Annotated in this window: 11 protein-coding genes; 10 read left to right on the top strand and 1 reads right to left on the bottom strand. The window is 61.1% G+C overall.

All coding sequences use genetic code 11. The features are described 5' to 3' along the window. Positions 1 to 585: 585 nt before the first annotated feature. The 3 genes from hydA to preA all read left to right on the top strand — a co-directional run bounded on the left by hydA (position 586) and on the right by preA (position 4,819). Positions 586 to 2,025: a dihydropyrimidinase gene (gene hydA / locus ACLH0H_RS22550; RefSeq protein ID WP_411379690.1), complete on the top strand. Its 1,440-nt coding sequence runs from the start codon at positions 586 to 588 to the stop codon at positions 2,023 to 2,025. A gap of 152 nt (positions 2,026 to 2,177) precedes the next feature. Then, positions 2,178 to 3,545: an NAD(P)-dependent oxidoreductase gene (locus ACLH0H_RS22545; protein WP_411379689.1), complete on the top strand. Its 1,368-nt coding sequence runs from the start codon at positions 2,178 to 2,180 to the stop codon at positions 3,543 to 3,545. Then, positions 3,545 to 4,819, top strand: coding sequence for an NAD-dependent dihydropyrimidine dehydrogenase subunit PreA (gene preA, locus ACLH0H_RS22540; RefSeq protein ID WP_411379688.1), 1,275 nt, complete (start codon positions 3,545 to 3,547; stop codon positions 4,817 to 4,819). Before ACLH0H_RS22545 ends, preA begins: the two co-directional genes overlap by 1 nt. Positions 4,820 to 5,787: 968 nt before the next feature. Here the strand turns inward: preA and ACLH0H_RS22535 are convergent. Further along, the gene (locus ACLH0H_RS22535) at positions 5,788 to 6,408 is read right to left on the bottom strand and encodes a TetR/AcrR family transcriptional regulator (protein ID WP_411379687.1); all 621 of its coding nucleotides are present in this window, start codon (positions 6,406 to 6,408) and stop codon (positions 5,788 to 5,790) included. 116 nt (positions 6,409 to 6,524) lie between these two features. Between ACLH0H_RS22535 and copC the strand changes: the two genes are divergently transcribed. From copC to ACLH0H_RS22500, 7 genes are all read left to right on the top strand, one after another. Next, positions 6,525 to 6,890 (top strand): copper homeostasis periplasmic binding protein CopC, encoded by a 366-nt coding sequence (gene copC / locus ACLH0H_RS22530; protein WP_411379686.1) that lies wholly within the window; start codon positions 6,525 to 6,527, stop codon positions 6,888 to 6,890. A 3-nt stretch (positions 6,891 to 6,893) separates the two neighbouring features. Next, on the top strand, positions 6,894 to 7,751 hold the full coding sequence (copD, locus tag ACLH0H_RS22525; RefSeq protein ID WP_411379685.1) for a copper homeostasis membrane protein CopD: 858 nt from the start codon (positions 6,894 to 6,896) through the stop codon (positions 7,749 to 7,751). Between the two features lie 266 nt (positions 7,752 to 8,017). Next, the gene (locus ACLH0H_RS22520; protein WP_411379684.1) at positions 8,018 to 9,280 is read left to right on the top strand and encodes an OprD family porin; all 1,263 of its coding nucleotides are present in this window, start codon (positions 8,018 to 8,020) and stop codon (positions 9,278 to 9,280) included. A gap of 249 nt (positions 9,281 to 9,529) precedes the next feature. Further along, positions 9,530 to 10,348: an NAD-dependent epimerase/dehydratase family protein gene (locus tag ACLH0H_RS22515; protein ID WP_411379683.1), complete on the top strand. Its 819-nt coding sequence runs from the start codon at positions 9,530 to 9,532 to the stop codon at positions 10,346 to 10,348. A gap of 29 nt (positions 10,349 to 10,377) precedes the next feature. Continuing rightward, positions 10,378 to 11,253, top strand: a complete 876-nt coding sequence (locus ACLH0H_RS22510; protein ID WP_411379682.1) for an SMP-30/gluconolactonase/LRE family protein — start codon at positions 10,378 to 10,380, stop codon at positions 11,251 to 11,253. A 51-nt stretch (positions 11,254 to 11,304) separates the two neighbouring features. Further along, positions 11,305 to 12,267, top strand: a complete 963-nt coding sequence (locus ACLH0H_RS22505) for a TRAP transporter substrate-binding protein (RefSeq protein WP_411379681.1) — start codon at positions 11,305 to 11,307, stop codon at positions 12,265 to 12,267. Positions 12,268 to 12,331: 64 nt separating this feature from the next. Beyond that, positions 12,332 to 12,859 (top strand): TRAP transporter small permease, encoded by a 528-nt coding sequence (locus ACLH0H_RS22500; protein ID WP_411379680.1) that lies wholly within the window; start codon positions 12,332 to 12,334, stop codon positions 12,857 to 12,859. Position 12,860: the final 1 nt, after the last annotated feature.

Genomic DNA, 12,860 nt, shown 5'->3' with positions numbered 1-12,860 from the left:
GCTCCACGGTTTTTCGAATTATTTTTGCTCATCCAACGCTTTGCGCCGGATGGCCGGAGTACCTCGTAAACAACATGACATCACGGGCCCGGCCAGTCGCCACTGCACTCAATTTCCGTGCCGACCAGCCGCCTCGAACCCGCACCGCTTATATAACTCGCTGATGTTTATCAGCTTTCCGACTGGCCCTTGGGTACTTTTCGCACGCCTCAGGCTGGAGAATACGGAAGTTGCCGGACGTTCAGGACTCAATCTGGTGCAACACAATTATTTTTATTTAACGGCGTCGTCAAGGGGCATGTCCCAACCGTCTGATTTGCAATAAGAAATATTGCTCAACTAAAGAACCTGTCAAGTGCGTCAAAATGGTGAGCAAGCGCAACATTTTGGTGATTTTTAATTTTTATCGTTTTAAATCAAATAGTTAACTTGAATATAAGCATATAAAAAATAGGCTTGCCCAATTGAAAAACTCGGGCTAGTTTCTATTCCTGTCACCGATGTCAGGAATAAACCGACCATCGGAAAACAGCATTACAACACTTAGAACTGGCATAAGCCGGTCAAGCCTGTGAGGAGCTCGACATGTCGCTGTTGATCCGTGGCGCCACCGTTATTACCCATGATGAAAGTTACCGCGCCGATGTTTTATGCGCAGGCGGTCTCATTCAAGCCATTGGCACGAACCTGGATATGCCCGCCGGCACTGAACTGCTCGATGGCAGCGGCCAGTACTTGATGCCCGGCGGTATCGACCCCCATACCCATATGCAACTGCCCTTCATGGGCACGGTGGCCAGCGAGGATTTTTTCAGTGGCACGGCGGCAGGCCTGGCGGGGGGCACCACATCGATCATCGACTTTGTGATTCCCAACCCCCAGCAATCCTTGATGGAAGCCTTTCACCAGTGGCGCGGCTGGGCGCAGAAGTCCGCTGCCGACTACGGCTTTCATGTGGCGATCACCTGGTGGAGCGAACAGGTGCGCGAAGAAATGGCCGAACTGGTCAGCCACCACGGCATCAACAGCTTCAAGCACTTCATGGCCTACAAGAACGCGATCATGGCGGCGGACGACACCCTGGTCGCCAGCTTCGAGCGCTGCCTGGAGCTGGGCGCGGTGCCCACTGTGCATGCGGAAAACGGCGAACTGGTGTATCACCTGCAACGCAAGCTGATGGCCCAGGGCATCACCGGGCCGGAAGCGCACCCGCTGTCGCGGCCGTCCCAGGTCGAAGGTGAAGCGGCCAGCCGCGCCATTCGTATCGCCGAGACCATCGGTACGCCGCTGTACCTGGTGCATGTGTCCACCCAGGAAGCGCTGGATGAAATCACCTACGCGCGCAGCAAGGGCCAGCCGGTGTATGGCGAAGTCCTCGCCGGCCATTTGCTGCTGGACGACAGCGTCTATCAGCACCCGGACTGGCAGACCGCCGCCGGTTACGTGATGAGCCCGCCGTTCCGCCCACGCGGGCATCAGCAAGCGCTGTGGCGTGGCTTGCAATCGGGCAACCTGCACACCACCGCGACCGATCATTGCTGCTTCTGCGCGGAACAAAAGGCCGCCGGCCGCGACGACTTCAGCAAGATCCCCAATGGCACCGCCGGTATCGAAGACCGCATGGCGCTGCTGTGGGATGAAGGGGTCAACAGCGGGCGCCTGTCGATGCAGGAGTTCGTTGCGCTGACCTCCACCAACACCGCGAAAATCTTCAACCTCTACCCGCGCAAAGGCTCGATCCGGGTGGGCGCCGATGCCGACTTGGTGTTGTGGGACCCGCAGGGCACGCGGACCATTTCCGCCAAGACTCACCATCAGCAAGTCGACTTCAACATCTTCGAAGGCAAGACCGTGCGCGGCGTGCCGAGCCACACCATCAGCCAGGGCAAGCTGGTCTGGGCCGACGGCGACCTGCGTGCCGAGCGCGGGGCCGGGCGGTATGTGGAGCGGCCGGCGTATCCGGCGGTGTTTGAGCAGTTGAGCAAGCGGGCGGAGCGTTCCAGACCCACTGCGGTGAAACGCTGAACTAATCGTTCCCATGCTCTGCGTGGGAATGCAGCCAGGGACGCTCTGCGTCCAAAGAGCGGACGCAGAGCGTCCAGTGAGGCATTCCCACGCAGAGCGTGGGAACGATTGCCCATCAGAGGCAGCACCTCAACAACCGTGAGGCCAACACCGTGATCCAGACCCTGACCCACCTCCCCCATCCCGTCGAGGACGGCGCAACGCTCGCCAGCCATTTCACCGACCTGGCGCCACCGCTCAATGCCCGCCAGGCCCAGCTGGAAGCCTCGCGCTGCCTGTATTGCTACGACGCGCCATGCGTGAATGCGTGCCCCAGCGAGATCGACATCCCGTCGTTCATCCGCAGCATCCACACCGAAAACGTCCAAGGCGCGGCACACAAGATTCTCTCGGCCAACATCCTCGGCGGCAGTTGCGCGCGGGTCTGCCCCACCGAGATCCTGTGCCAGCAAGCCTGCGTGCGTAATAACGCCGAAGAATGCGCCCCGGTGCTGATTGGGCTGCTGCAACGCTACGCCATCGACAACGCGCACTTTCGCGAACACCCCTTCCAGCGCGCCGCGCCCACCGGCAAGCGCATCGCCGTGGTCGGCGCCGGGCCGGCCGGTTTGGCCTGCGCCCATCGCAGCGCCCTGCACGGCCATGACGTGGTGATTTTCGAAGCGCGCGAAAAAGCCGGCGGCCTGAATGAATACGGGATCGCCAAGTACAAGCTGGTGGATGATTTCGCGCAGAAGGAACTGGATTTTCTGCTGCAGATCGGCGGCATCGAGATCCGCCACGGCCAGCGCCTGGGCGACAACCTGACCTTGAGTGAACTGCACCCGCAATTCGACGCGGTCTTTCTCGGCCTCGGGCTTGCCGCAAGCAAGCAACTCGGCCTGGCCCACGAGGACGCCCCCGGCCTGCTCGCCGCCACTGATTACATCCATGAATTGCGCCAGGCCGATGACCTGACCCAACTGCCCCTGGCCGACCGTTGCATCGTGCTCGGCGCCGGCAATACGGCCATCGACATGGCCGTGCAAATGGCCCGCCTCGGTGCCCGCGATGTGAACCTGGTGTACCGCCGAGGCCTGGCGGACATGGGCGCCACTCACCATGAGCAGGCTATCGCCAAGGCCAATCAGGTGCGCCTGCTGACCTGGGCCCAGCCGGAAGAGGTTCTGCTGGACGGCCTGGGCCATGTACGCGGCATGCGCTTTGCCCGCACCCGCCTGGAAGACGGCCGCCTGCGCCCCACCGGCGAAACCTTCGAACTGGCCGCCGATGCGATCTTCAAGGCCATCGGCCAAGGGTTCGACGGCGCAGCGCTGCACGACCCGCTGGCCCAGCAACTGCACCGCGTCGGCGAACGGATTTTCGTTGACGAGCATTTGCGCACCAGTATTCCAGGCGTGTACGCCGGCGGCGATTGCGTCAGCCTCGGCCAGGACCTCACCGTGCAAGCGGTGCAACATGGCAAGCTGGCGGCAGAAGCCATGCACGCCCAACTCATGCTGAATGTGGAGGCTGCGTAATGGCCGATCTCTCGATTGTATTCGCCGGTATCAAGGCCCCCAACCCGTTCTGGCTGGCTTCCGCGCCGCCCACCGACAAGGCCTATAACGTGGTCCGCGCCTTCGAAGCGGGCTGGGGCGGCGTGGTCTGGAAAACCCTGGGTGAAGACCCGGCGGCAGTCAATGTGTCGTCGCGCTACTCGGCGCACTACGGCGCCAACCGGGAAGTGCTGGGCATCAACAATATCGAGTTGATCACCGACCGTTCGCTGGAGATCAACCTGCGGGAAATCACCCAGGTGAAAAAGGACTGGCCGGACCGCGCCTTGATCGTGTCGCTGATGGTGCCGTGCGTCGAAGAATCCTGGAAAAACATCCTGCCGCGGGTGGAAGCCACCGGTTGCGATGGCATCGAACTGAACTTCGGCTGCCCCCACGGCATGCCGGAGCGCGGCATGGGCGCGGCGGTCGGCCAAGTGCCGGAATACGTGGAACAGGTGACGCGCTGGTGCAAGACCTATTGCTCGCTGCCGGTAATCGTCAAGCTCACGCCGAACATCACCGACATCCGCGTGGCGGCGCGGGCGGCCTACCGTGGCGGCGCGGATGCGGTGTCGCTGATCAACACCATCAACTCCATCACCAGCGTCGATCTGGAGCGCATGGTCGCGCTGCCGATGGTCGGCACCCAGAGCACCCACGGCGGTTACTGTGGTTCGGCGGTGAAGCCGATTGCGCTGAACATGGTTGCCGAAATCGCCCGTGACCCGCAGACCCAGGGCCTGCCGATCTGCGGCATCGGCGGCATCGGCAACTGGCGCGATACAGCTGAATTCGTCGCCCTCGGTTGCGGCGCGGTGCAGGTGTGCACGGCGGCGATGTTGCACGGGTTCCGGATTGTCGAGGAAATGAAAGACGGGCTGTCGCGCTGGATGGACAGCCAAGGCTACGCGAGCCTGCAGGCATTTTCCGGGCGGGCGGTGGGCAACACCACCGACTGGAAATACCTGGACATCAACTATCAGGTGATTGCGAAGATCGACCAGGCGGCCTGCATTGGTTGTGGGCGCTGCCATATCGCCTGTGAGGACACGTCGCACCAGGCGATTGCCAGCGTGAAACGGGCGGATGGCACGCACCAGTATGAGGTGATCGACGATGAATGCGTGGGCTGCAATCTGTGCCAGATCACCTGCCCGGTGGCGGACTGTATCGAGATGGTGCCGATGGACACGGGCAAGCCGTTTTTGAATTGGACGCAGGATCCGAGGAATCCTTATCGGGAGGCGGTGTAGGGCTTTGGATCGCTATTGCAGCCAGCTTTGATGTTGCCTTGAAACCTGTGGTGGGAGGGAGCTTGGTCCCGTGGCGGCCTCTGGGCCGACCATGTCGTTGGGGGTGAGCGTGTACATATCCGTTGTTGCGGTCACGGCGGCTATTGGTTCCGCCCTTACGGCGGGTCACTTTTGGAAAGAGCCCAAAAGTAACCAAAAGGCTCTTGCCCCACCACTCGGCACCTCGCTTAGGCTCGGTGTGCCCGAACGAAGGCTTGAATCCGTGGGCCGCCGTCATGGGCCATCCTTGGCCCAGGACGGCTAACCCGGCGTCCTGCCGGGTTACCCACGGATTCAAGCCTGCGTTCGGCCAGCGTGGTTGACGGGGCGCCTGAGATCAAGGTCAAGGTCAAGAGCCAGATCAAGAGCAGATCAAGAGCAGATCAAGAGCAGATCAAGAGCAGATCAAGAGCAGATCAAGAGCAGATCAAGAGCAGGCTAGGTGGCACTCCACCGATCTGCTTTTCTGTGGGAGCTGGCTTGCCTGCGATGGCATCAACTCGGTGTGCCTGATGTACCGGGGTGTCTGCATCGCAGGCAAGCCAGCTCCCACATTTTGAACCAGACCGACAGCAAATACCGGTCGGCTCTAAGGCCGCCGCGCTTTTGCTTTTGATCGGGGATCGCCCCGTCAAACACGCTGGCCGAACGCAGGCTTTGGAGCGTGGGTAACCCGGCAGGACGCCGGGTTAGCCGCACTGGGCCATGGATGGCCCATTGCGGCGGCCCACGCTCCAAAGCCTTCGTTACGGCACACCGAGCCTAGGCGAGGTGCCGAGTGTTGGGGCGAGGACCTTTTGGTTACTTTTGGCTGGGCCGGCATTCCGGTCCTTCCAAAAGTGACCCGCCGTAAGGGCGGAACCCTAAGTGGCCGTGACCGCAGGAACGGATATGTACACGGCCAGCCACAAATCCTCACGCTCCAAAGCTCAAGGCTCCAACCCAATCCCCCGCAATATCACCCCCGTCACCGTCTGTATCGCCCGCTCGAACTGCATATCCGACAACGGCTGATGATCATTCAAAATCGTCACCTGATGATCAAAGTCGGCATAGTGCTGGGTCGAGGCCCAGATCATATACAGCAGGCTCGAGGGCTCCACCGGCAGGATGCGTTTGTCTTCCACCCATTGGCGAATTTTCGCTTCTTTCATCTTGGCCCAGTCGTACAGGCTTTCATCCAACGCTTCACCAAGGGTGGGCGCGCCGTGGATGATTTCGTTGGCCCAGACTTTCGAACCATAGGGCCGGGTGCGCGAACGCTGCATCTTGGCGCGGATGTAGCTGCTGAGCACCACCCGAGGGTCGTCGAAGGTTTCGAAGCTCAGGGCGTCCTGCTTCCACACTTCCAGCAGGTCGAACAGTACCGCGCTGTACAGCTCGCTCTTGGTGGTGAAGTAGTAATGCAGGTTGGAACGCGGCAGTTGCGCTTGTTCAGCGATGTCGGCCATGGCGGTGCTGCCATAGCCTTTTTCGGCGAAGATCTTCTCCGCCGCCAGCAGGATTTTCTCGACGTTGGCCCGACGAATTCCGATCTTGTGATTGCCCATAAGGGCTCCCTGACAAACACATACGCCAAAGACTACCACCCGCTCTAGATCGGGGCGACAGGCGCAGTCGAAACTTCGTACACTGCCCGCTCCTACCCATTGATTGGTATTGCGCAATGTTGATCAAGAAAGCCCTGACCACCGTCGCCCTGTTCGCTTCCCTGCTGGGTGCTTCGGCGGCGTTTGCCCACGCCCACCTCAAGCATTCGGAACCGGCGGCAGACAGCAGCGTCGCCGCGCCCAAGGACCTGCGCCTGACCTTCAGCGAAGGCGTCGAGGCCACCTTTACCAAGGTGTCGCTGAGCAAGGACGGCACTGAAGTCGCGATAAAAGGCCTGGAAACCCCGGACGCGGACAAAAAGGTCCTGGTGGTCACCCCGGCCGCCCCGCTCGCGGCCGGCAATTACAAGGTGGTGTGGAACGCGGTCTCGGTCGACACCCACAAGAGCAGCGGCGAATACCGCTTCAAGGTCGGCCAATAATCCATGGCGACGCTGTTGGTGCTGTGCCGCTTCGTGCATTTCATCGTCGTGTTGCTGATGTTCGGGGCCTGTGCGTTCAGGCCCTGGCTATTGGGTGCCGCACCGCAGCCGGGGCTGGACCGGCAACTCGCGCGTCTCACCCGTGGCCTGGCCGCGGTGGGGTTGTTCACCGGCGTGGCTTGGCTCTTGTTGATCACCGCCAGCATGGCCGGCAGTTGGAACGCCGCCTTGCAGCTGGCCACCGTGCAGTTGGTACTGGGCAAGACGTTTTTTGGCCAGGTGTGGGTGTGGCATCTGTTGCTCAACCTGTTGCTGGTGATCGTGCTGGTCAAGCCCTGGCAGGCACTGCGCCTGCCACTGATTGCGCTGCTGCTGGCGACGCTGGCACCGGTCGGCCACGGCGCCATGCTCGACGGGTTCAGCGGCCAATTGCTGATCCTCAACCAGGCGGTGCACCTGGTATGCGTCGGTGCGTGGCTCGGTGGGTTGCTGTTGCTGGTGTTGATCCTGCGGCGTCCGCAAGGCGTGACGCTGGAAGCTATCCTGCGACGTTTCAGCGGTGTGGGTTATGGCCTGGTCGCCGGGTTGCTGGTGACCGGGTTGATCAATGTGCGCGTACTCACCGGGCAGCTGTGGCCAACGCCCTTGTTCAGCGGGTTTGCGCTGATTCTGTTGATCAAGGTGCTGTTGGTAGGGGGGATGCTGGCGCTGGCGCTGCTGAATCGGCTGCGCATCGAGCGTTGCGAGCAACGCCTGGGCAGTTTGAAGGCCAGTGTGATGACGGAATGGTTACTAGGTGTTGCAGCGGTGGCGGCGGTTTCGCTGCTGGGCACTCTGCCACCGATGGTTATGGCCAGCTGAAACACCGCAATTTCACGCCGAACTCGGTCAAATGTGGGAGCGGGCTTGCTCGCGAATGCGGTGTGTAAAACCCAAATGCTTCGACTGACACACCGCATTCGCGAGCAAGCCCGCTCCCACATTGACGGCGCCACTATTAATCCAAGGAGGATGTGGTCGTATAACTTCCCCTTGACACGCCTGCAAAACCCCGCAAATATCCCGCTCAATGTTGTACGACAACGTATAACAAATAATAAAAACAACAAAAGAAAGGGAGCATCACTGTGCGTCAATCCGTCCGCAATTCCTCCTCGTGTCTCGGTCTTATCAGTCTCGGCAGCCTGGCCTTCAGCCTCCCCCTCGGCGTCCATGCCGAAGGTTTCGTCGACGACGCCAAGGCCACGCTCAACTTGCGTAACGCCTACTTCAATCGCAACTTCACCAACCCGACCAACCCCCAGGGCAAAGCCGAAGAATGGACCCAGAGTTTCATCCTGGATGCCAAATCCGGCTTTACCCAGGGCACCGTGGGTTTCGGGATTGATGTGCTGGGCCTGTACTCGCAAAAGCTCGATGGCGGCAAAGGTACCGGCGGTACGCAGTTGCTGCCGATTCACGACGATGGCCGCCCCGCCGATAACTTCGGGCGTCTGGGCGTTGCACTGAAAACCAGACTGTCGAAGACCGAACTGAAGGTCGGCGAATGGATGCCGGTGCTGCCGATCCTGCGCTCCGACGATGGCCGTTCGCTGCCCCAGACCTTTCGTGGCGGCCAGGTCACCTCCAACGAAATCGCCGGGCTGACCCTCTACGGCGGTCAATTTCGTGGTAACAGCCCGCGCAACGACGCGAGCATGGAAGATATGTTCATGAACGGCCGAGCGGCGTTCACCTCGGACCGTTTCAACTTCGGCGGTGGCGAATACACCTTCAACGACAAACGCACCCAGGTCGGCGTGTGGTACGCCGAACTCACCGATATCTACCAGCAACAGTATTTCAACTTGACCCACAGCCAACCCGTGGGCGACTGGACCCTGGGCGCCAACCTCGGCTTCTTCAACGGCAAGGAAGACGGCAGCGCCCTGGCCGGCGACCTCGACAACAAGACCGCATTCGCCCTGCTCTCGGCCAAATACAACGGCAACACTTTCTACGTCGGCCTGCAGAAACTCACCGGCGACAGCGCCTGGATGCGCATCAACGGCACCAGCGGCGGCACCCTGGCCAACGACAGCTACAACGCCAGCTACGATAACGCCAAGGAAAAATCCTGGCAGGTGCGCCATGACTTCAACTTCGTGGTGCTCGGCGTGCCGGGGCTGACCCTGATGAACCGCTATATCAGCGGCAGCAACGTGCACACCGGGGCGATCACCGATGGCAAGGAATGGGGGCGTGAATCGGAACTGGCCTACACAGTGCAGAGCGGTGCGCTGAAGAACCTCAACGTGAAATGGCGCAACTCAACCATGCGTCGAGACTTCAGCAATAACGAGTTCGATGAGAACCGGATTTTCGTCAGCTATCCGATCTCGTTGTTGTAAGGACTGCGTCAAACGGGGGATTGGTTGCCGACACAAATCCCCTGTGGGAGCGGGCTTGCTCGCGAAGGCGGTGTGTCAGTCGAAGTCCGCGTCACTGACACACCGCCTTCGCGAGCAAGTCGAGTCGTCGCACCGCCGCTCCCACATTTTGGAGTCTCATTCGTCTGTAAGAACGTTGACAACCTGGGGCCGCCTAACAATACTTCGACATAGTCATACGACAACCTACAACAAAAAATTGGAATCCCCATGACCACCACCATCCAAGCTCCGTTCAACCGCCTGCTGCTCACCGGTGCCGCCGGCGGCCTCGGCAAAGTCCTGCGCGAACGCCTGCGTCCTTATGCCAAGGTACTGCGCCTGTCGGACATCGCCGACATGGCCCCGGCCGCCGACCCGTCTGAAGAAGTGCAGCCCTGCGACCTCTCCGACAAACAAGCCGTGCACCACCTGGTAGAAGGCGTCGACGCGATCCTGCACTTCGGTGGCGTCTCGGTGGAGCGCCCCTTCGAAGAAGTGCTCGGCGCCAACATCAGCGGCGTTTTCCACATCTACGAAGCCGCGCGGCGTCACGGTGTGAAGCGCGTGATCTTTGCCAGTTCCAACCACGTAATCGGCTTTTACAAACAGGGCGAAAAACTCGACGCCCACTCCCCGCGCCGTCCGGACAGCTACTACGGCTTGTCCAAGTCCTACGGCGAAGACATGGCCAGTTTCTACTTCGACCGCTACGGCATCGAGACCGTCAGCATCCGCATCGGCTCCTCGTTCCCGGAACCGCAGAACCGCCGGATGATGCACACCTGGCTGAGCTTCGATGACCTGACCCAGCTGCTCGAGCGTGCGCTGTACACGCCAAACGTCGGCCACACCGTGGTCTATGGCATGTCGGATAACCTCGACACCTGGTGGGACAACCGCTACGCCGCACACCTGGGCTTCGCGCCCAAGGACAGCTCCGAAGTGTTCCGCGCCCAGGTCGAAAGCCAGCCACCGGTGGCCGACAATGACCCGGCCAAGGTCTATCAGGGCGGTGCGTTCTGCGCAGCCGGACCGTTCGGTGACTGAGTTCACACCAACCAAGGGAATGACCGGCCATGACTGCTGAACTGATCGTCGACGCCCGCAATGCCGTGGGCGAATGCCCGGTGTGGGTGCCCGAGGAAAACGCGCTGTATTGGGTGGACATCCCCAACGGCGGCCTGCAACGCTGGAGCGCAGCCACTGGCCACATCGCTGCGTGGAAAGCGCCGCAAATGCTCGCCTGTATTGCCCGCACCGATGCCGGCAACTGGGTCGCCGGGATGGAAACCGGCTTCTTCCAGCTCACCGCGCACAACGACGGCAGCCTCGACACCACGTCCCTGGCGAGCATCACGCACCCACGCCCGGACATGCGCCTGAACGACGGCCGTTGCGACCGCCAGGGCCGTTTCTGGGCCGGCAGCATGGTGCTGAACATGGGCCTGAACGCAGCCGAGGGCATCTTGTATCGCTACGCAGCCGGCTCGGCGCCCCACGCCCAACTGGACGGCTTCATCACCCTGAACGGCCTGGCCTTCAGCCCCGATGGCCGCACGATGTACGCCTCGGATTCGCACCCGCTGGTGCAGCAGGTCTGGGCGTTCGACTACGACATCGACACCGGCACGCCGTCCAATCGCCGCGTGTTCGTGGACATGCACCAGCACCTCGGCCGCCCCGACGGCGCCGCCGTGGACGCCGAGGGCTGCTACTGGATCTGCGCCAACGACGCCGGGCTGGTCCACCGTTTCACCCCCGAGGGTCGCCTCGACCGTTCCCTCACCGTCCCGGTGAAAAAACCCACCATGTGCGCCTTTGGCGGTAGTCGCCTGGACACCCTGTTCGTCACCTCGATCCGTGATGACCAGAGTGAGCAGTCGCTGTCCGGCGGCGTGTTTGCCCTCAACCCCGGCGTCACCGGTTTACCGGAGCCCACGTTCACCCTTTAGCTGCATCGCTGTGCCTTGAACACAACAATAACAAGACAGGAATGAAACCCCATGGACTTCAAACGCACCTTGCTCGCCGCTGCATGCTTGACCCTCTGCAGCGCCGCCCACGCGCTGGAAATCAAATTCGCCGACATCCACCCCGCCGGCTACCCGACCGTCGTGGCCGAAGAAAACATGGGCAAGGCCCTGACCAAGGAAAGCAACGGCGAACTGACCTTCAAGTACTTCCCCGGCGGTGTCCTGGGTTCCGAGAAGGAAGTCGTCGAACAGGCCCAGGTCGGCGCGGTACAGATGACCCGCGTCAGCCTCGGCATCGTTGGCCCGGTGGTGCCGGACGTTAACGTGTTCAACCTGCCCTTCGTGTTCCGTGACCAGGCGCATATGCGCAAGGTCATCGACGGCGAGATCGGCGATGAAATCCTCGCCAAGATCACCGACTCCGAATTTGGCCTGGTCGCCCTGGCCTGGATGGACGGAGGCACGCGCAACCTCTACACCAAGAAACCGGTGCGCAAGATCGAAGACCTCAAGGGCATGAAGATTCGCGTACAAGGCAACCCGTTGTTCATCGAAGCCTTCAACGCCATGGGCGCCAACGGCATCGCCATGGACACCGGCGAAATCTTCAGTGCCTTGCAGACCGGCGTGATCGACGGCGCGGAAAACAACCCGCCGACGATGCTTGAGCACAACCACTTCCAGAACGCCAAGTACTACACCCTCACCGAGCACCTGATCCTGCCCGAACCCATCGTGATGTCGAAAATCACCTGGAACAAACTCACCCCCGCCCAGCAGGACATGGTGAAAAAAGCCGCCAAGGCCGCCCAGGCTGATGAGCGCGTGTTGTGGGATGCCAAGTCCGCCAGCAGTGAGGCCAAGCTCAAGGCCGCCGGTGTCGAATTCATCACCGTCGACAAAAAGCCCTTCTATGACGCCACCGCTGCGGTTCGCGCCAAGTACGGCGCGCCTTACGCTGACATCGTCAAGCGGATCGACGCGGTCCAGTAAGCACCCTCCCCTCTAGCTAGGCCTGGCGCGGTCGGTACCGACGCGCCCGGTTACGGTGAACGCCATGAAGAATTTACTGCTGCGTATCAACGACCGCATCTACATGACCTGCATCTGGGTCGCCGGCCTCTCGGTATTGGGGGTGGCACTGATCATTCCCTGGGGCATTTTCGCCCGCTATGTCCTCGGTACCGGTTCCAGTTGGCCCGAGCCCACCGCCATCCTCTTGATGCTGGTATTTACCTTCATCGGTGCAGCCGCCAGCTACCGCGCCGGCGCACACATGTCGGTAGCCATGGTCACTGATCGCCTGCCGGCCGAACAGCGGCGAATCGTCGGAATCGTCTCGCAACTGCTGATGGGCACCATTTGCCTGTTCATGACCCTCTGGGGCACCAAGCTGTGCCTGTCCACCTGGAACCAATTCATGAGCGCCATTCCCACCCTGCGCGTGGGCATAACCTACATGCCGATCCCGATCGGTGGGCTTCTGACCCTGATCTTTGTGGTGGAAAAACTCCTGCTCGGTGACCAGAGCAACCGTCGGGTCGTACGTTTTGACCTGGTAGAAGAAAGCGAAGGGGCCGCCTGAT

The sequence above is a fragment of the Pseudomonas sp. MPB26 genome (assembly GCF_046605355.1).
GTDB lineage: Bacteria > Pseudomonadota > Gammaproteobacteria > Pseudomonadales > Pseudomonadaceae > Aquipseudomonas > Aquipseudomonas cedrina.
This window is presented reverse-complemented; position numbering and strand designations above follow the sequence as displayed.